The sequence below is a fragment of the Variovorax sp. Soil_C_12 genome (assembly GCF_057657375.1).
Genome location: NZ_JBDGIO010000005.1, coordinates 43,925 through 61,478, shown reverse-complemented (window position 1 = coordinate 61,478; position 17,554 = coordinate 43,925). Strand labels below are relative to the sequence as shown.

Here is a 17,554-nt window from a genome sequence, read left to right as displayed (position 1 = left end):
TCGTAGCCCCACCTCCACAAGCCCCATGGCCCTCATCCAATACCTGACCCAGATCCAGTTCGACTTCGGCGCCATCCAGCTGCTGCGCAGCGAATGCGAGCGCATCGGCATCGCGCGGCCGCTCATCGTCACCGACGCCGGCGTGCGCGCCGCCGGCATCCTGCAGAAGGCGCTGGACGCGCTGGGCGACCTGCCGGCCGCGGTGTTCGACCAGACGCCCTCCAACCCCACCGAGGCCGCCGTGCGCGCCGCCGCCGCGATCTACCGCGACCAGCGCTGCGATGGCCTGATCGCCGTCGGCGGCGGCTCTGCCATCGACTGCGCCAAGGGCGTGGCGATCGCAGCCACGCACGAGGGGCCGCTCAAGACCTACGCCACCATCGAAGGCGGCTCGCCGAAGATCACCGAGCGCGTGGCGCCGCTGATCGCGGTACCCACCACCAGCGGCACCGGCAGCGAGGTGGCGCGCGGCGCCATCGTCATCGTCGACGACCATCGCAAGCTCGGCTTCCACAGCTGGTTCCTGATGCCCAAGGCCGCCATCTGCGACCCCGAGCTCACGCTGGGCCTGCCGCCGCGGCTCACCGCCGCCACCGGCATGGACGCCATCGCGCACTGCATGGAGACCTTCATGTCGGCTGCCTTCAACCCGCCGGCCGACGGCATCGGCCTCGACGGCCTGCAGCGCGCCTGGGGCTACATCGAGCGCGCCACCAGGGACGGGAGCGACCGCGAGGCGCGCCTCAACCTGATGAGCGCCTCGATGCAGGGCGCCATGGCCTTCCAGAAAGGACTGGGCTGCGTTCACTCGCTGAGCCACAGCCTGGGCGGCATCGACCCGCGCCTGCACCACGGCACGCTCAACGCCCTCTTCCTGCCGGCTGTGATCCGCTTCAACGCGGAGGCGGAATCGGTGCAGAAGGAGCAGCGCCTGCAGCGCATGGCGCAGGCCATGCACCTCGACTCGCCGGGTGACCTTGCGGCCGCGATCCGCGACATGAATGCGCGGCTGGGCCTGCCCGCGGGCCTGGCCGAGGTGGGCGTGACGCCTGCGATGTTCGAGCCCATCATCGACGGCGCGATGGCCGACCACTGCCACAAGACCAACCCGCGCCTGGCGACGCGCGAGGACTACCGCGCGATGCTCGAAGCCTCGATGTAGTCCAGCAGCCAGCGGCGAAACGCCTCCATCGCGGCGCTCGATTTCCTCGACTTGAGTCGAACGAGCCAGTAGCTGCCCGTCATCACCTCGGTCGACAGCGGCCGCACGAGCCGGCCTTCGTCCAGCTCGCGCTCGAACATCGAGGCTGGGGCCAGCGCCACGCCGGCGCCCTGCATGGCAGCCTCCACCATCAGCCGCGAGGAATCGAAGACCGGCCCGCGGATTGCCGGGCAGGCCGTGCCGGCGGCCGCGAACCAGGCCGGCCAGTCCTCCGCGCGGTAGGAGCGCAGCAAGGTCTGCTGCGCGAGGTCCCGCGGCCTGGCGATGCGCGCCGCGATCGCGGGCGCGCACAGCACCGAGAGCGGCGCCGCCATCAGGTGCTCGGCCGTGAGGCCCGGCCAGTTGCCGTCGCCGAAGCGGATCGCGAAGTCCAGCCCCTCGCCCGCCAGGTCGACCACGTTGTTGTGCGTCATCAGCCGCAGGTCGACGAAGGGGCAGCCCTGCTGGAACAGGCGCAGCCGCGGCAGCAGCCAGCCGACCGCGAAGGTGCCCACCACGCCCACCGTCAGCACCTCGAAGAAGTGGCCGTTGTCGAACTGCTGGACCACCGCCTCCATGCGCCCGAAGGACTCCGCCAGCACCGGCAGCAGTGCCTGGCCCTCGTCGCTGAGCGCCAGCCCGCGCGGCAGCCGGCGGAACAGCGCCACGCCCAGCCGCGCCTCGAGACCGCGCACCTGCTGGCTGACCGCGGCCTGCGTCACGTTCAGCTCGTCGGCCGCCAGCGTGAAGCTGAGATGCCGCGCCGAAGATTCGAAGGCGCGCAGTGCATTGAGGGGAAGATGGGCGCGTGCCATAAGATTTTCTTGTGCGAGGCAGCAAATACTATCGTTTGTGCGGCCGCCGCGGATCACCGAAAGTCGCCTCTCTTTCAGGAGCTTTCATTTCATGATTCATCGACGTCAATTCGCAGGCGCCCTTCTTCTTCCGCTGGCCGCCGCCGCCTTCGACCTTCGCGCCGAGAGCCGTCCGGGCCTTGCGCGGCAACTCGCCGAGATCGAGAAAAAGGTCGGCGGCCGGCTCGGCGTCCACATGCTCGACGCTGCGGATGGCCGCCGCGCCGGCCATCGCCAGGACGAGCGCTTCGCGCTGTGCAGCACCTTCAAGTTCCTGGCCGCCGCGCTGGTGCTGGCTCGGGTGGACCAGGGCAAGGAGCGGCTGGATCGCCGCATCACCTACGCACCCGACGACCTGGTGCCCTACTCCCCCGCGACCGAGAAGCACGCGGGCGGCGAAGGCATGACCATGGCGCAGCTGTGCGAGGCCGCGGTCACCCTGAGCGACAACACCGCGGCCAACCTGATGCTGGCGAGCTTCGGCGGCCCGGCCGGCCTCACCGCCTACATGCGCTCGCTGGGCGATGCGCACACGCGGCTCGACCGCATCGAGCCCGGGCTCAACGAAGCCCGCGCGGGGGATCCGCGCGACACCACCACGCCGGCCGCGATCGTGGACAGCATGCAAAAGATTCTCTTGGGCAATGCCCTCGCGGCCGCCTCTCGCGCCCAGTTGCTGCAATGGCTGGACGACAACAAGACAGGCGGCCAGCGCATCCGCGCCGGCCTGCCCGCGGACTGGAAGGTGGGCGACAAGACCGGCACGGGCGAGAACGGCGCGACCAACGACATCGCAATCCTGCGGCCGCCGGGGCGCGCGCCCGTCCTGCTGTCGGTCTACCTGACGGAGACCCAGGCCTCGATGGCCGATCGCAACGCAGCCCACGCCGCCGTCGCCGCCGCAGCCGCGGCCTGGGTCACTGGCGCCTGACGAAGCGCCTGTCGACTCAGCATCGAGCGCGTGCCCTCCCCGCGCTCACTCTGCCTTCACGCCCGCCGTGCGGATGACCTTGCCCCACTTCTCGGTCTCGGCCGCGATGAAGGCATCGAACTCCTCGGGCGTGCTGCCGGCCGGGAAGGTGCCCATCGCGTCGAGCTTCGCGCGGGTCTCGTCGCTCTTGATGATCCGCGCCACCTCTTCCGACATGCGCTTGACGATCTCGCGCGGCGTGCCCGCCGGCGCCAGCATGCCGGCCCAGGTGCTGCCGGTGAAGCCCGCGAAGCCCTGTTCGATGAAGGTGGGTACCTCGGGCACCGCCGGCAGCCGGCGGTCGCTGGCCACGCCGATCAGGCGCACCTTGCCGGCCTTGCCCTGGTTGATGAGCCCGGTCGGCGCGTCGAAGAAGAGCTGGATCTGCCCGCCCAGTAGGTCCGTCAGCGCCGGCACTGCGCCGCGATAGGGGATGTGGGTCATGTAGGTCTTCGTCAGCGACTTCCACAGCTCGCTGGTCAAGTGCGCGGCCGAGCCGTTGCCAGAGGAGCCAAAGCTGATCTTGCCGGGATGCGCGCGCGCATAGTCGATCAGCTCCTTCGCGGTCTTGAAGGGCGCGTCGTTGTTCACCGCCGCGAGCAGCGGCGAGATGCCCAGCAGCGAGACGCCGGCGAGGTCCTTCTTCGGGTCGTAGGGCAGCTTGGGGTAGAGCGTGGTGTTGGCCGCGTAGGCCGCGATCACCACGCCGAAGGTGCTGCCGTCGGGCGCCGACTTGGCCAGCGCATCCACGCCGATCAGGCTGTTGGCGCCGGGCTTGTTGTCGATCACCACCGGCTGGCCCAGCCGCGCCGAGAGGCCCGGCTGCACCAGGCGCGCCATCTGGTCGGTGAAGCCGCCAGGCGTGTAGGGGACGATGATGCGGATCGGCTTGCTGGGCCAGGCCGACTGGGCGAAGGATGGTGCGGCGATCGAGACCGCTGCGGCGGCGGCCGCGCCGTGGAAGGCGCGGCGGGACAAGAGGCTGGGTGGCATGGGGTGTTCCGGTTCAGCCGCCATTCTGTGAGGCCGGCCGGGGCCTGGCGCTCGGGGTTTGCCCCCGCCGAAGAGGGGCCGGGGCGCGCTCAGCCCTTCCTGCCGCCGAACACCACCAGCGCTCCGCCCACCACGATCGCGGCCACGCCGGCCCAGGTGGGGAAGTTGACGGTCTCCTTCTCCTTCACCGACAGCTCGATCGGTCCGATCTTGGCCTGGTGCGTTTCCTTGGTGAAACTGAAGCCTCCCAGGCCGATGGCGGCGATGCCGGCGACGATCAGGATCAGGCCGATGATTCGTGTTGCGTTCATGGTGTCGTGCTTCCCCGTGGTTCGAAGTAGAGAAGCCCGACTGTAGCCGCCGCGCGGCAGCGCCGGTCAGAGCGTCTGCACGTCCGCCACCGGGCTGCCCCGATGGAGCCACTCGGCCAGCTCGTCCGCCAGCCGGCGCGCTTCCTGCGCGGCGATGCCCCAGGCCTCGATGCGGCCCGCCTGGTCATTGCCGTAGCGCAGGAAGTCGTTGCGATCGGGCAGCTTGCCATTGGGCAGTTTGCGCACCCACTCCGGATCCGGCGCCAGCACCACCGTGCGCTCCAGAAAGCGCGTGGGCTTGTGGCGCCACTTGAGCCCCTTGTCCAGCCAGCCCGGTACCACCGCCTTCTGGAAATGCGGATACAGCACCACGCCGTCGGCATTGCCGTAGTCCAGGTGCAGGTGGTAGTCGGTGATGCCGCCGTCCCAGTAGGCCCCGGGTGGCGCGCCCGGGATGTCGTGCACGGCCTCCAGCATGAAGGGGATCGAGCAGGAAGCCTGCAGCGCGAGCTCGAAGTTGGTCTCGGCCAGCGGCACCTGCCGCGTGCGGAAGTCCTGCGTGCCGAAGGGCAGCGTCGCGCCGGGGCTGGAGAAGACCACGCGCTCCAGCCATGCGCCCAGGCCCTTGCGGTGCACGCTGTTGGTGATGAAGGCGCCCAGATAGCCGGCCGGCGTGCGCGCCCTGCCTTCGCGCCCGAGGATGTGGCGCCCGCGCGCGGCGATCACATGCAGCCGGTAACGCGAATGCGAGAGCACCTCGCGCGTGCGGCCGCCGTAGAAGTCGCGCAGGCCCTCGCTGAACTTCGCGCTGACCTGCTGCGCGCTCATGCGCTTGTGCCCCGCCGGCACCTCGAAATGCTGGTGGATGTAGCCGTGCTCGAACTGATCGAAGGCGGTCTTCGGATCGCTCAGGCACGCATTGGCCAGCCGCCACGCGCCGATGGAGGCGCCCACCAGGTCGACAGGCTGGATGGACTGCGGCAGCCAGTCGCCGAAGAGAAAGCGGTCGATGGGCCCGAGGATCAGCCCCTTGGGGCCGCCGGCCGCGCCCGGGACGGTGCGCACATCCTGCGGCGCCAGTCCCTGCGCGGCAATGTGCGCGCGCGCCGCCGGGCCCGCGTAGATGCGAAGGGCCTTCACCGCTTGCCGACGAGCACGCCCAGGCCCAGGGCCTGCAGCAGCCAGCCGATGCCCAGGCCGCCCGCCAGCGTGGCCGCGACCACCGCGAGCAGGCCCCAGGGCCCGGCGTGGGAGACGGCGAAGGCGGTGAAGCCCGTGCTCTTGCTGACTTCCAGCATGGCGACGTTGGCCACGTAGATCGCGAAGGTGTTGCGGCCCACGAAGGCGACGGTGCGGCCCAGCACGCCCGGCTGCCGCAGTGGCGCGCGGTCGGCCGCAACGGCGCTCATCAGCAGCAGCAGCGAGGCCAGCGTCACGGTCAGCGCCAGGTAGGCCGAGTGCTCGGCGAAGAGCCGGCTCTCGATCGGCGCCGCGAGCAGCAGCAGCACGGCGACGAGGCCCAGGCCCGGCTTGCGGCCGAACTCGCCGCGCGCCAGCGCGATGCCCATCGCCACGTAGGGAATCCAATAGATGAAGAGCCGGTCGCCGACGGCCGAGATCCATCGGTTCTCGAACAGCCAGTAGCCCGCGGCCACGTTCAGCGCCACGCCGGCGGCGATCACCGGCAGCGTCGGCGCCTCCGCCACCCAGCGACGCAGCAGCGGGAAGAGCAGCGTGAGCTGGAACAGGATCACGAAGTAGTACTGCCCCGACCACCCGTAGCCCCCGAACCAGCCGCCGACGACGGTGTGCAGCGGCGTGGCGTCCCAGCGCCCGTCGTAGAACTTCTCGAGGTAGAGCAGTGTCCAGGCGATGTAGGCCACGCCCAGCTCGACCAGGCGCTGCATCAGGTAGGCCCCGTGCGTCTCGGGCCCGCGGCGTGCCAGCGCCTTTTCGAGGTAATAGGCCCACAGCCCTATGAAGACCGGCACGCCGAAGCGGTACACGTCCTCGAAGGGCAGGCCCGCATGAATGCAGACCACGCCGACGATGGCGGCCGCCTTCAGGTAGTCCGCATGCAGGTCGCGGGTGCCGGCCGCTGCGGCGGTTCGCGCCGGCAGCCCGTCGGCGCGCTCGGCCAGGTGGCGGGGGTCAGTCATGCGGGTTTCCCATTTTTCGGCGGTCCTATTGCTTGCGCAGGCCCTGCAGCTTGGCGAAGGCGCTGGCCATCTGCCCAGCGGGCTGCGGCGCGTTGTCGCGGCGCGGACCCTGCTGGCCCCGCCCTGCTCCCTCGAAGCGGTTCTCGCGCGGGCCGTCGCGCCGGCCGGGCGCTGCGTCCAGCTTCATCGACAGGCCGATGCGCTTGCGCGCCACGTCCACTTCCATCACCTTCACCTTGACGATGTCGCCGGTCTTCACCACCTCGCGCGCATCGTTGACGAACTTGTGCGAGAGCTGGCTCACGTGTACCAGTCCGTCCTGGTGAACGCCCAGGTCGACGAAGGCGCCGAACTGGGCCACGTTGCTCACCGTGCCCTCGAGCACCATGCCCTCGACCAGGTCCTTGATGTCCTCGACGCCCTCGTTGAAGCGCGCCACCTTGAAGTCCGGGCGCGGATCGCGGCCCGGCTTCTCGAGCTCGCCCAGGATGTCCTTGACGGTGATCACGCCGAACTTCTCGTTGGCGAAGAGCTCGGGCTTCAGCGTCTTGAGCATCTCGGCGCGGCCCATCAGCGCATCGATGGGCTTGCCGGTCTTCTCGATCATCTGCTCGACCACCGGGTAGGTCTCGGGATGCACGCCCGTCATGTCCAGCGGATTGGCGCCGCCGCGGATGCGCAGGAAGCCCGCGCTCTGCTCGAAGGTCTTGCCGCCGAAGCCCGTGACTTCCAGCAGCTGCTTGCGCGTCGCGAAGGCGCCATTGGCCTCGCGCCAGCGCACCACCGCCTTGGCGACGCCCGCGGAAAGGCCCGAGACGCGCGACAGGAGCGGCACGCTCGCGGTGTTGAGGTCCACGCCCACGGAGTTCACACAATCTTCGACCACGGCATGCAGGGTGCGAGCCAGCTCGCTCTGGTTCACGTCATGCTGGTACTGGCCGACGCCAATGGATTTGGGGTCGATCTTCACCAGCTCGGCCAGCGGATCCTGCAGGCGGCGAGCGATGCTGGCAGCGCCGCGCAGGCTCACATCCACGTCAGGCATTTCCTGCGAAGCGAACTCGCTGGCGGAGTACACCGAGGCGCCGGCCTCGCTCACCACCACCTTCTCGACCTTCAGTGGCGGCGCGCCAGCCTGTTCCGCCATCTTCGCCAGCAGCTTGATCAGGTCGGCCGCCAGCTTGTCGGTCTCGCGGCTGGCGGTGCCGTTGCCGATCGCGATCAGGTTCACGCTGTGCTTGGCGCACAGCTTGCCCAGCGTGTGCAGCGAGCCTTCCCAGTCGCGGCGCGGCTCGTGCGGGAACACGGTGCCGGTGTCGACCAGCTTGCCGGTGGCATCGACCACCGCGACCTTCACGCCGGTGCGGATGCCCGGGTCCAGCCCCATCACGACGCGCGGGCCGGCGGGTGCGGCCAGCAGCAGGTCGCGCAGGTTGTCGGCGAAGACCTTGATGGCGACCTTCTCGGCCTCCTCGCGCAGCCGCGAGAACAGGTCGCGCTCGGTGGACAGCGAGAGCTTCACGCGCCAGGTCCAGGCCACGCACTTGCGGATCAGGTCGTCACCCGCGCGGCCTGCATGGCTCCAGCCCAGGTGCAGTGCGATCTTGCCTTCGGCGATCGACGGTTTGCCGGGCTCGGGCTCGACGGGCAGCACCAGCTTGGCGTCGAGGATGTCCAGCGCCCGGCCGCGGAACACGGCCAGCGCGCGGTGCGAGGGCACGCGGCCGATGGGCTCGTCGTAGTCGAAGTAGTCGCGGAACTTGGCGACATCGACGTTGTTCTCGTCCTTGCCCGCCATCAGGCTGGACTTGAACAGGCCCTCGGCCCACAGCCATTCGCGCAGCCGCTGCACCAGCGCGGCATCCTCGGCCCAGCGTTCGGAGAGGATGTCGCGCACGCCGTCGAGCACCAGCTGCACGGTGGAGAAATCCAGCCCGTCGGCGGCCGGCTTGACGAAGGCCGCGGCCTCCTCGGCCGGGTTCAGCGTCGGGTCGGCGAAGAGCTTGTCGGCCAGCGGCTCGATGCCCGCCTCGCGCGCCATCTGGCCCTTGGTGCGGCGCTTGGGCTTGTAGGGCAGGTAGAGGTCTTCCAGCTCCTGCTTGGTCGGCGCGGCATCGATCGCGGCGCGCAGCTCGGGCGTGAGCTTGCCCTGCTCCTCGATGCTCTTCCGCACCGCGGCGCGCCGCTCCTCGAGCTCGCGCAGGTAGGCAAGGCGCGCCTCGAGCTCGCGCAGCTGAACGTCGTCGAGGCCGTCGGTGGCCTCCTTGCGGTAGCGGGCGATGAAGGGGACGGTGGCACCCCCGTCGAGCAGGTCGACGGCGGCCTTCACCTGGTGCTCGCCGACCTTGATCTCGGCGGCGAGCTGGCGAATGATTTTCTGCATGGCTTGGGGGAGGTGCCTGGCTGGCGGCGCGCGAGGCGCCTACAGCATGAAGAGAAGAAGAAAAGAAGACGACAAGGACGGAAGCGGGGAAGTTTGCCATAGGCCCCCACGCACAATCCCGCACGATGCGTATCCTGAAGAAACTGCTGCGCGCCCTCGCCGCCGCCCTGCTCGTCCCGCTGCTGCTGTTCGAGGAATGGGGCTGGGAGCCGCTGGCCGCGCTGGTGGCACGGCTGGCGCGCCTGCCCTTGTGGGCACGGCTCGAAGCCGCCGTGCGGGCGCTGCCGCCCTGGGCCGCACTGCTGGTCTTCCTCGTGCCCATGGTCATGCTGCTGCCGTTCAAACTGCTGGCGCTGCTCCTGCTGGGCCGCGGCCATGCGACCAGCGCGGTGCTGCTGCTGGTCGGCGCGAAGGTGGCCGGCACGGCCATCGTGGCGCGCTTGTTCCAGTTGGTCGAGCCGGCGCTGATGCGCATCCCGCTGTTCGCGCGCTGGTATCCGCGCTGGAAGTTGTGGAAGGACCAGGTGTCCGCCCGGGTGCGGGAGAGCGCCCCCTGGCGCACGGCCCGGCAGCTGAAGAACGGCACCCGCCGCTGGTGGCGCGCCCTGCGCCGTTCCGGCTGAAGCTGAAAATTTTCACCCGGGTAGATTGCGAAATTCGTTTTGCCCGGGTATTATTCGCGCCATGTCTTCTCCCGTTCCCGAACCCACCCTCACCGCCTTCGCCGGCTTCGAGCGTATTGCCGCCGGCCCGCGATCCGAGGTCGTCGCCCAGTTGCGGGCGCGTGCCGATTCCCAGCCGGTCTTCATCTTCGACGACAGCACCGGCGAGCGCCTCGATCTCGACCTGCGCGAAGGCTTGTCGGCCGCGCCGGAAAGCCCCGCGGCCGACGAGCAGGCCACCCGCGGCGTCGGCCGCCCCAAGCTCGGCGTGGTTGCCCGCGAGGTCACGCTGCTGCCGCGCCACTGGGACTGGCTCAGCCGCCAGCCCGGCGGCGCCTCGGTGGCGCTGCGCCGGCTGATCGACGAGGCGCGCCGCGTGCATGCCGACCGCGATGCCCAACGCGCCTCGCGCGAAGCCGCCTATCGCTTCATGAGCGCGATGGCGGGCGACCTGCCCGGCTTCGAGGAGGCCGCGCGCGCGCTGTTCGCAGGCGAGGGTACGCGCTTCGCCGAACTCATCGGCCCCTGGCCCGAGGACGTGAGCAACTATCTGCGCCAGCTCGCCGCGGCGGCATGGAGTGCAGCATGAACCGCGCCGCCCTGTCCGCCCAGCCCGTGGGCTCCGAAGACGTGGAACACGCCGGCGAAATCGTCGCGCCGCCGGCAACGGTGGCCGATCCGGTCCCGCCGCAGGTCGCCTCCCAGTTGAACCCGCGCGCCGCCGCCATGGCCTCGCGCCCGTTGTGGAAGACTTTCCTGCTCTTCCTCGCGCCCATGCTGTTGAGCAACATCCTGCAGTCGCTCTCGGGCACGCTCAACAACGTCTACCTGGGCCAGATGATCGGCGTCGGCGCGCTGGCGGCGGTGTCCAGCTTCTTCCCGGTGATGTTCTTCTTCATCGCCTTCACCATCGGCCTGGGCGCGGGCGCCTCGGTGCTGATCGGCCAGGCCTGGGGCGCGCGCGAGCCCGAGAAGGCGCGCGCCGTGGCCGGCACCACGCTGACGGTGGGCGTGCTGTTCGCGCTGTGCGTCGCGGTCTTCGGCGGCGCCTTCACGCAGCCGATGCTGGCCGCGCTGGGCACGCCGCCGGACATCCTGGACGACGCCACACGCTATGCGCGCATCATCCTGATCGCGATGCCGGGCCTGTTCGTCTTCCTGCTCTCCACGGCAATGCTGCGCGGCGTGGGCGACACGGTGGCGCCGCTCTACACACTGGTCATCTCGACCCTCCTGGGCCTGGTGATCACGCCGGCGCTGATCCGCGGCTGGTTCGGCCTGCCGCAGATGGGCGTGACCAGCGGCGCCTGGGCCACGGTGATCTCCTTCGTGGTCGCGACCACGTGGCTGGGCTTTCATCTGCGGCGCAAGAAGAGTCCGCTGGCGCCCGATGCGAGCTTCGTGCGGCACCTGCGCGTGCGGCCGGCGATCCTGAAGGCGGTGCTGAAGGTCGGCGTGCCCACCGGCGTGCAGATGATCGTGGTCTCGCTGGCCGAGCTCGCCCTGCTCTCCTTCGTCAACGCCTACGGCTCGGAGGCCACGGCGGCCTACGGCGCGGTGAACCAGGTGGTGGCCTACGTGCAGTTCCCGGCGATCTCGATCGCCATCGCCGCCTCGGTGCTGGGGGCCCAGGCCATCGGCGCCGGTCAGGTCAAGCGCCTGGGCGCCATCGCCCGCACCGCGCTGATGATGAACCTGGTGCTCACCGGCGGCCTGGTGCTGCTTGGCTACCTGTTCTCGCGGCCGCTGATGGGCTTCTTCATCACCAGCGAACCGGTGATCGAAGTGGCGCAGACGCTCTTGCACATCATGCTGTGGAGCACGGTGATCTTCGGCATGGGCGCGGCGCTGTCGGGGATCATGCGCGCCAGCGGGTCGGTGCTGGTGCCGACCTCGATCTCGATCTTCTGCATCGCGCTGATCGAAGTGCCGGTGGCCTGGTGGCTGAGCCATCGCATGGGGCTCAACGGGATCTGGGTGTCGTACCCGGTGGCGTTTGCGGCGATGCTGACGCTGCAGGCCAGCTACTACCGCTTCGTATGGCGCAAGAAGGCGATCCGCAGGCTGATCTGAAGAGCGCGGGCGGCGCGCGCCCGGTGCTCTATTCCTTCCGCCGCTGTCCCTATGCGATGCGCGCACGCATGGCGATCGCGGTCAGCGGCCAGCGCTGCGAGCTGCGCGAGGTGGTGCTGCGCGCCAAGCCGGCCGAGTTGCTGGCCGCATCGCCCAAGGGCACGGTGCCGGTGCTGGTCGAGGCCGACGGCACGGTGATCGACCAAAGCCTGGACATCATGCTGTGGGCCTTGCGCCGCAACGATCCCGAGCACTGGCTGCAGCCCCCCCACGCGACGCTCGACGAGATGCTTGCGCTGGTCGCCGAATGCGACGGCGAGTTCAAGAAGCATCTCGACGGCTACAAATACCCCGAACGCCATCCGCCGCCAGACGCGAGCACCCATCGGGCGCAAGCCGCCCTTTTCCTGGAGCGGCTCGAGACGCGGCTGCAGGCCGGGCGCTGCCTGTACGGCGAGCAGGCAGCGCTCGCCGACATCGCGATCGCCCCCTTCGTGCGGCAGTTCGCGCAGGTCGATGCAGCCTGGTTCGGATCGCAGCCCTGGCCTCGGCTTCAAGCCTGGCTCGCCGCGCGGCTCGATGCGCCGGTCTTTGCGCGCGTGATGGACAAGTACCCGCCCTGGCGCGCAGGCCAGCCGGGTGTCGACTTCCCGCAATAGGCAGGGTGCAGGCCCGCCCGGCCGTGACAGATTCGTGAATCTTCGTTGATGGACGCGTGAACCGAGGAGGCCAGACTGGCTTCCAGGACGGAACAGCGATGCGGCAGTCGCATCGAGACCGATCCCACCTCGCTTCACCCCAACCATCGACAGGAGATTCACATGAACGCGAACCATCAACGCATCCACGGCGCCATCGCCAGCCTGCTCGCCCTGGGCCTGGCCGCCGCCAGCACCGGTGCCATGGCGCAGAAGGCGCAGACCGAGAAATGCGCCGGCATCGTCAAGGCCGGCCAGAACGATTGCGGCACCAGCAAGAGCGCCTGTGCGGGCACGTCCACGGTGGACCGCGATCCGGAGGCCTGGATCTACGTCGCCAAGGGCAGCTGCGCGCGCATCGTCGGCGGCATGGTGACCGACAAGCCCGAGAACGTGCACGGCGGCGCTGCCGCCGCGGCTTCGGCCAAGAAGGGCTGAGGAGAAGATCGTGCAAGGCACGGCTTCCATGCCCGCCGCCCATGCGCCCCACGTCGGCCTGGCACGCCGCCTGGCCGGCCGGATGGGCAGCGCACACCGCGGCCTGCAGGCGCTCGCGCCGCTGGCCGACCTCGCGGTGCGGCTCTTCGTCGCCGCCGTCTTCTTCAAGTCGGGACTGACCAAGATCGCAACCTGGAGCTCGACGCTCGCGCTGTTCGAGAACGAGTACGCGGTGCCGCTGCTCTCGCCCGAGTTCGCGGCCTGGCTGGGCACCGGCGTCGAGCTGGTGTTTCCGGTGCTGCTCGCGATCGGGCTGGGCGCGCGCTTCTCGGCCGCGGTGCTGTTCGTCTTCAACATCGTCGCCGTGATCTCCTACCCGGACCTCGGCGCGGTGGGGCTGCGCGATCACCAGACCTGGGGCCTGCTGCTGCTGGTGAGCCTGCTGCACGGGCCGGGACGCATCTCGTTCGACCACCTGATCGGCCGCAACGTCGGACACCGCTGAACCCGGAGCGCACCATGTCCGAAGACAGGAACATCGTGATCGTCGGCGGCGGCTTCGCCGGCACGACCCTGGCGCGCGCGCTGGCACCGCGCCTGCCAAAGGGCTGGCGCGTGGTGCTGGTCAGCGAGGAGAGCTACACCACCTTCAACCCGATGCTGGCGGAGGTGGTGGGCGCCTCGGTCTTCCCCGAGCACGCAGTGGCGCCGATCCGCCAGATGCTGCGGCCCGGCGAGACCAGCCGCTTCGTGATGGGCCGCGTGACCGGCATCGACGCAGAACGCCAGCGCGTGCAGGCGCAGACGCTTGCAGGGCCTCTGGAGATCTCTTACGAGCACCTCGTGCTGGCCTTCGGCACGCGCGCCCATCTGGGCCTGGTGCCCGGGCTGGAGCAGCATGCGCTGCCGCTCAAGCTGATCGGCGACGCGCTGTTCATCCGCAACCGGGTGCTTCAGCGCATCGCGCGCATCGAACTGGAGCGCGAACCGGCCGAGCGCCGGCGGCTCGGCCATTTCGTGGTGATCGGCGGCGGCTTCTCCGGCGTCGAGGTGGCGGGCGCGCTGGCCGACTTCCTGCGCAGCGCCGCGCGTTACTACCCGCAGGTGCGGCCCGAGGAACTGCAAGTCAGCGTGATCGAAGGCGGCGAGCGGCTGCTGGCCGAGCTGCCCGACTCGCTGGGCCATGCCGCCGCGCGCTCGATGCGCGGGCGCGGCATCGCGGTGCGGCTCAACGCGCTGGCCGCCGAGGTCGATGCCGACGGCGTTCGCCTCACCAACGGAGAGAGGCTCAGCGCCGCCACCGTGATCTGCACCATCGGCACCCGGCCCAACCCGTTGCTCGATGCCCTGCCCGTGCCCCGCCTGCGAGGACGCATCCAGACCGAGCCCGACATGTCGGTCTGCGGCTCGCCGCAACTCTGGGCCCTGGGCGATTGCGCGCTGGTCCACAACCAGGCAACGCGGCAGTTCGCGCCACCGACCGCGCAGTTCGCCGTGGCCCAGGCACGCGCACTGGCGCGCAACCTGTTGGCGCGCATCGAGGGCCGGCCGACGCAGGCCTTCGGCCATGTGTCCAGGGGCATGATGGCCACCACCGGTCATCTCAAGGGCGTGGCGAGCGTCTTCGGCCTGCGCCTGCAAGGGCTCCCCGCCTGGCTGCTGTGGCGCGCCTACTACCTGTCGCGCATGCCCACGGCCGGCCGCAAGCTGCGCATCTGGATCGAATGGACGTGGAGCATGCTGTTCGCGGCCGACATCACCCACCTGCGCTTCACGCGCACCGGAGAGGCCGACGCGGAACACCCCGCTGCCGCCGCCGAAGCGCTCTCGCGCAGCATCCAACCGCAACCCTGAGGAGAGCATCATGCTCAAGCAGAAATCCGCCATCGTCACCGGCTCCACCAGCGGCATCGGCCTGGGCATCGCCCGCGGCCTCGCCGGCCGCGGTGCCGACATCATGCTCAACGGCTTCGGCAACCCGGTGGAGGTCGAGTTCACGCGCGGCGAGATGCAGCGCCAGTTCGGCGTCAAGGTGCGCTACAGCAGCGCCGACATGAGCCGGCCCGAGCAGGTGCGCGACATGATCGCGGCGGCCGAGCGCGAGTTCGGCAAGGTCGACATCGTGGTCAACAACGCCGGCATCCAGCACGTGGCGCCCATCGAGGATTTCGCCGACGACAAGTGGGATGCGGTGATGGCCATCAACCTGTCCTCGGCCTTCCACGTGATCAAGGCCGTCGCGCCGGGCATGAAGGCGCGCCGCTTCGGCCGCATCATCAACGTCGCCTCGGCGCATGGGCTTACCGCCTCGCCCTTCAAGTCGGCCTACGTGGCGGCCAAGCACGGGCTGATCGGGCTGTCGAAGACGGTGGCGGTGGAGCTGGCCGAGTTCGGCATCACCTCCAACACCATCTGCCCCGGCTACGTGAAGACGCCGCTGGTGGAAAAGCAGATCGCCGACCAGGCCAAGGCGCACGGCATCTCGCCCGAGCAGGTGGTGCGCAACGTGATGCTCTCGCACCAGGCGCGCAAGTCCTTCATCGAGGTGGAGGAGCTCGCGGCGCTGGCCGTGTTCCTCGCCTCCGACGCCGCGGCCTCGATGACCGGCGCCGCGCTGGCCATGGACGGCGGCTGGACGCTGCACTGAAGGCCGGAGCGCATCATGATGGCCAACGCAACGAAGCAGCGCGCCGCCAACCGCGACGATCCCAAGGCCGCGCTGCCCGGCCAGGTGGTGCTGGTCCTGCAGGGCGGCGGCGCGCTCGGCGCCTACCAGGCCGGGGTTTACCAGGCACTGCACGAGGCGGGCATCGAGCCGGACTGGGTGATCGGCACTTCCATCGGCGCGATCAACGCCTCGCTGATCGCCGGCAATACGCCGCGTCACCGCATGGAGCGGCTCGACAGCTTCTGGAACATGATGCAGGCGTCCGCGCCCTGCGCGCGCTTCCCGGACTGGATGGGCCTCGGAAACCTGGCGTCGAACATGGCGACGGTGATGCGTGGCATTCCCGACTTCTTCACCCCCAACCTGCATGCGCTGCGCGGCTCGGCCGCGCCGCTGGGGGTGGAGACGGCCTCCTACTACAGCACGGCGCCGCTGCGCGGCACGCTGGAGTCGCTGGTGGACTTCGAATACCTGTGCGAGTGCCACACGCGCATGACGGTGGGCGCGGTCAACGCCTGCAGCGGCGAGATGCGCTACTTCGACACCCGCAGGGAGCGCCTGGGCGTCGACCATGTCATGGCCTCGGGCGCGCTGCCGCCGGCCTTTCCGGCGGTGCGCATCGATGGCCAGCCCTACTGGGACGGCGGCATCTACTCCAACACGCCCATCGAGGCCGTGCTCGACGACAAGCCACGCCGCGACTCGCTGATCTTCGCGGTCAACGTCTGGCACCAGACGGCCCCCGAGCCTGAGTCGATCTGGCAGGTGATGGCGCGCCAGAAAGACATCCAGTACGCGAGCCGCGCCGACAGCCACATCGCGCGGCAGAAGCAGATCCACCGGCTGCGCCACGTGATCCGCGAGCTGCACAAGCAGCTTCCCGCGTCGCGGCGGGCGGACCCCAAGGTGGCGTCGCTGGCGGCCTGGGGGTGCGGGACCACCATGCACGTGGCCCACCTGCTGGCGCCGCGCGTCGAGGGCGAGGACCACACGAAGGACATCGACTTCACGCCCGCCGGCATCCGCACGCGCCGGCAGGCCGGCCATGCCGACACCCTGCGCATGATCCAGCGCGCGCCCTGGCACCAGGCGCACGCCGATCCCATCGAGGGCGTGATCGAGCATCACGGCGCCGGAGCGCTGACATGGGCCTGATGCTCTCGAGCCTGGGCTTCGCGCTCGCCGCGCTGTGTGCGGGCGTGATGGGCTTCGCGATCCAGCGCGGCGGCACCTGCACCGTGGCGGCCGTCGAGGAGATCGTCGACAAGCACAGCGCGCGCCGGCTGCTGGCGCTCGGCGAGGCATCGCTTTGGGTGGCCGGGGGGCTGCTGCTGGCGCAGGCGCTGCATCTGCTGCCGGCGATGCCTGCTGGCCATGCGCTCGGCGGCTGGACGATCGCGGGGGGCGCACTGCTGGGCCTCGGCGCCTGGGTCAACCGCGCGTGCGTGTTCGGCGCCATCGCGCGCCTGGGCTCCGGCGAATGGAGCTATGCGCTGACGCCGCTGGGCTTCTACCTGGGCTGCCTCAGCGTGGGGCCGCTGTTCCGCGCGGGGCTGCAGCACCCGCTGCCGCAGGGCTCGCCGGTGTTGCAGGCGCCGGCCTGGGTGGCCTTGCTCTTCCTCGCATTCGCCGCCTGGCGCGTGCTGCTGCCGTTGCGGATGCCCGGTGTACGCGGCACCCTGACCGAGCGCATCTGGTCACCACATGCGGCCACCACCGTCATCGGCATCAGCTTCGTGCTGATGCTGCTGGTGGCGGGCGCCTGGGCCTACACCGACGTGCTGGCCGAGCTGGCGCGCGGCATGGCCGCGAGCCTCGCGGCACGGGGCGCGCTGTTCGTGGCCCTGCTGCTGGGCGCCGTCTGGGGCGGCCGGACCGCGGGGCGCTCGCGCAGCGGGCGCATCAGCGCGGCGCAGTGCCTGCGCTGCCTGGCCGGCGGCCTGCTGATGGGCTGGGGCAGCCTGCTGATCCCGGGCGGCAACGACGGGCTGATCCTGGTCGGCATGCCGCTGCTGTGGCCCTATGCCTGGGCCGCCTTCCTGTTGATGTGCCTCACCATCGGCGCGGCCCTGCTGCTGGCGCGGCGGGTCAGGCCCTGATGCGCCGGGCCCAATCTTCACAATTTGGTCACGGGCGCCGCCACC

At 70.1% G+C, this 17,554-nt stretch carries 18 protein-coding genes; 12 read left to right on the top strand and 6 right to left on the bottom strand.

Annotation, left to right across the window (positions count from 1 at the left end; genetic code table 11):
• Window positions 1-25: 25 nt before the first annotated feature.
• On the top strand, window positions 26-1,162 hold the full coding sequence (locus AC3A6X_RS14945; protein ID WP_309969658.1) for an iron-containing alcohol dehydrogenase: 1,137 nt from the start codon (window positions 26-28) through the stop codon (window positions 1,160-1,162).
• On the opposite strand, the gene AC3A6X_RS14940 is transcribed toward AC3A6X_RS14945, so the two are convergent.
• Window positions 1,132-2,016 (bottom strand): LysR family transcriptional regulator, encoded by an 885-nt coding sequence (locus AC3A6X_RS14940; protein WP_487842924.1) that lies wholly within the window; start codon window positions 2,014-2,016, stop codon window positions 1,132-1,134. The two genes, AC3A6X_RS14945 and AC3A6X_RS14940, sit on opposite strands and share 31 nt — an antisense overlap.
• Before the next feature lie 91 nt (window positions 2,017-2,107).
• On the opposite strand from AC3A6X_RS14940, the gene bla reads away from it, so the two are divergent.
• Complete coding sequence (gene bla, locus AC3A6X_RS14935; RefSeq protein WP_487842923.1) at window positions 2,108-2,986, top strand: class A beta-lactamase; 879 nt, start codon at window positions 2,108-2,110, stop codon at window positions 2,984-2,986.
• 45 nt (window positions 2,987-3,031) lie between these two features.
• On the opposite strand, the gene AC3A6X_RS14930 is transcribed toward bla, so the two are convergent.
• The 5 genes from AC3A6X_RS14930 to AC3A6X_RS14910 form a co-directional block, all read right to left on the bottom strand.
• On the bottom strand, window positions 3,032-4,018 hold the full coding sequence (locus AC3A6X_RS14930) for a tripartite tricarboxylate transporter substrate binding protein (RefSeq protein ID WP_487842922.1): 987 nt from the start codon (window positions 4,016-4,018) through the stop codon (window positions 3,032-3,034).
• Between the two features lie 89 nt (window positions 4,019-4,107).
• Window positions 4,108-4,329, bottom strand: a complete 222-nt coding sequence (locus AC3A6X_RS14925) for a hypothetical protein (protein ID WP_309969645.1) — start codon at window positions 4,327-4,329, stop codon at window positions 4,108-4,110.
• A 66-nt stretch (window positions 4,330-4,395) separates the two neighbouring features.
• Entirely contained in the window at window positions 4,396-5,469 is a 1,074-nt protein-coding gene (locus tag AC3A6X_RS14920; RefSeq protein ID WP_487842921.1) for a patatin-like phospholipase domain-containing protein, read from the bottom strand.
• Window positions 5,466-6,488, bottom strand: a complete 1,023-nt coding sequence (locus AC3A6X_RS14915) for an acyltransferase family protein (protein ID WP_487842920.1) — start codon at window positions 6,486-6,488, stop codon at window positions 5,466-5,468. The genes AC3A6X_RS14920 and AC3A6X_RS14915 overlap by 4 nt, the downstream gene beginning before the upstream one ends.
• A gap of 25 nt (window positions 6,489-6,513) precedes the next feature.
• Entirely contained in the window at window positions 6,514-8,871 is a 2,358-nt protein-coding gene (locus tag AC3A6X_RS14910; protein ID WP_487842919.1) for a Tex family protein, read from the bottom strand.
• A 125-nt stretch (window positions 8,872-8,996) separates the two neighbouring features.
• Between AC3A6X_RS14910 and AC3A6X_RS14905 the strand changes: the two genes are divergently transcribed.
• The 10 genes from AC3A6X_RS14905 to AC3A6X_RS14860 all read left to right on the top strand — a co-directional run bounded on the left by AC3A6X_RS14905 (window position 8,997) and on the right by AC3A6X_RS14860 (window position 17,509).
• Window positions 8,997-9,494, top strand: coding sequence for a hypothetical protein (locus AC3A6X_RS14905; RefSeq protein WP_487842918.1), 498 nt, complete (start codon window positions 8,997-8,999; stop codon window positions 9,492-9,494).
• Between the two features lie 61 nt (window positions 9,495-9,555).
• On the top strand, window positions 9,556-10,122 hold the full coding sequence (locus AC3A6X_RS14900; protein ID WP_487842917.1) for a DUF2239 family protein: 567 nt from the start codon (window positions 9,556-9,558) through the stop codon (window positions 10,120-10,122).
• Between the two features lie 137 nt (window positions 10,123-10,259).
• On the top strand, window positions 10,260-11,606 hold the full coding sequence (locus AC3A6X_RS14895; RefSeq protein WP_487843291.1) for an MATE family efflux transporter: 1,347 nt from the start codon (window positions 10,260-10,262) through the stop codon (window positions 11,604-11,606).
• The gene (locus tag AC3A6X_RS14890; RefSeq protein ID WP_487842916.1) at window positions 11,573-12,265 is read left to right on the top strand and encodes a glutathione S-transferase; all 693 of its coding nucleotides are present in this window, start codon (window positions 11,573-11,575) and stop codon (window positions 12,263-12,265) included. The genes AC3A6X_RS14895 and AC3A6X_RS14890 overlap by 34 nt, the downstream gene beginning before the upstream one ends.
• A gap of 162 nt (window positions 12,266-12,427) precedes the next feature.
• Window positions 12,428-12,742 (top strand): BufA1 family periplasmic bufferin-type metallophore, encoded by a 315-nt coding sequence (locus tag AC3A6X_RS14885; RefSeq protein WP_487842915.1) that lies wholly within the window; start codon window positions 12,428-12,430, stop codon window positions 12,740-12,742.
• 10 nt (window positions 12,743-12,752) lie between these two features.
• Window positions 12,753-13,247 (top strand): DoxX family protein, encoded by a 495-nt coding sequence (locus AC3A6X_RS14880; protein WP_487842914.1) that lies wholly within the window; start codon window positions 12,753-12,755, stop codon window positions 13,245-13,247.
• Window positions 13,248-13,261: 14 nt separating this feature from the next.
• A complete protein-coding gene (locus tag AC3A6X_RS14875; RefSeq protein WP_487842913.1) occupies window positions 13,262-14,596 on the top strand; it encodes an NAD(P)/FAD-dependent oxidoreductase in 1,335 nt (444 codons plus the stop codon).
• Window positions 14,597-14,606: 10 nt separating this feature from the next.
• On the top strand, window positions 14,607-15,389 hold the full coding sequence (locus AC3A6X_RS14870; protein ID WP_487842912.1) for a 3-hydroxybutyrate dehydrogenase: 783 nt from the start codon (window positions 14,607-14,609) through the stop codon (window positions 15,387-15,389).
• A gap of 18 nt (window positions 15,390-15,407) precedes the next feature.
• The gene (locus AC3A6X_RS14865) at window positions 15,408-16,565 is read left to right on the top strand and encodes a patatin-like phospholipase family protein (RefSeq protein ID WP_487843290.1); all 1,158 of its coding nucleotides are present in this window, start codon (window positions 15,408-15,410) and stop codon (window positions 16,563-16,565) included.
• Window positions 16,556-17,509: a YeeE/YedE thiosulfate transporter family protein gene (locus tag AC3A6X_RS14860; RefSeq protein WP_487842911.1), complete on the top strand. Its 954-nt coding sequence runs from the start codon at window positions 16,556-16,558 to the stop codon at window positions 17,507-17,509. The genes AC3A6X_RS14865 and AC3A6X_RS14860 overlap by 10 nt, the downstream gene beginning before the upstream one ends.
• The last annotated feature ends 45 nt before the right edge of the window (window positions 17,510-17,554 follow it).

What these genes read in the sequence shown, in the direction of transcription:
- AC3A6X_RS14945 (WP_309969658.1), top strand. Translation starts at nt 26, where the DNA reads ATGGCCCTCATCCAATACCTGACCCAGATCCAGTTCGACTTCGGCGCC.
- AC3A6X_RS14940 (WP_487842924.1), bottom strand. Translation starts at nt 2,016, where the DNA reads ATGGCACGCGCCCATCTTCCCCTCAATGCACTGCGCGCCTTCGAATCT.
- bla (WP_487842923.1), top strand. Translation starts at nt 2,108, where the DNA reads ATGATTCATCGACGTCAATTCGCAGGCGCCCTTCTTCTTCCGCTGGCC.
- AC3A6X_RS14930 (WP_487842922.1), bottom strand. Translation starts at nt 4,018, where the DNA reads ATGCCACCCAGCCTCTTGTCCCGCCGCGCCTTCCACGGCGCGGCCGCC.
- AC3A6X_RS14925 (WP_309969645.1), bottom strand. Translation starts at nt 4,329, where the DNA reads ATGAACGCAACACGAATCATCGGCCTGATCCTGATCGTCGCCGGCATC.
- AC3A6X_RS14915 (WP_487842920.1), bottom strand. Translation starts at nt 6,488, where the DNA reads ATGACTGACCCCCGCCACCTGGCCGAGCGCGCCGACGGGCTGCCGGCG.
- AC3A6X_RS14910 (WP_487842919.1), bottom strand. Translation starts at nt 8,871, where the DNA reads ATGCAGAAAATCATTCGCCAGCTCGCCGCCGAGATCAAGGTCGGCGAG.
- AC3A6X_RS14905 (WP_487842918.1), top strand. Translation starts at nt 8,997, where the DNA reads ATGCGTATCCTGAAGAAACTGCTGCGCGCCCTCGCCGCCGCCCTGCTC.
- AC3A6X_RS14900 (WP_487842917.1), top strand. Translation starts at nt 9,556, where the DNA reads ATGTCTTCTCCCGTTCCCGAACCCACCCTCACCGCCTTCGCCGGCTTC.
- AC3A6X_RS14895 (WP_487843291.1), top strand. Translation starts at nt 10,260, where the DNA reads ATGGCCTCGCGCCCGTTGTGGAAGACTTTCCTGCTCTTCCTCGCGCCC.
- AC3A6X_RS14890 (WP_487842916.1), top strand. Translation starts at nt 11,573, where the DNA reads ATGGCGCAAGAAGGCGATCCGCAGGCTGATCTGAAGAGCGCGGGCGGC.
- AC3A6X_RS14885 (WP_487842915.1), top strand. Translation starts at nt 12,428, where the DNA reads ATGAACGCGAACCATCAACGCATCCACGGCGCCATCGCCAGCCTGCTC.
- AC3A6X_RS14875 (WP_487842913.1), top strand. Translation starts at nt 13,262, where the DNA reads ATGTCCGAAGACAGGAACATCGTGATCGTCGGCGGCGGCTTCGCCGGC.
- AC3A6X_RS14870 (WP_487842912.1), top strand. Translation starts at nt 14,607, where the DNA reads ATGCTCAAGCAGAAATCCGCCATCGTCACCGGCTCCACCAGCGGCATC.
- AC3A6X_RS14865 (WP_487843290.1), top strand. Translation starts at nt 15,408, where the DNA reads ATGGCCAACGCAACGAAGCAGCGCGCCGCCAACCGCGACGATCCCAAG.
- AC3A6X_RS14860 (WP_487842911.1), top strand. Translation starts at nt 16,556, where the DNA reads ATGGGCCTGATGCTCTCGAGCCTGGGCTTCGCGCTCGCCGCGCTGTGT.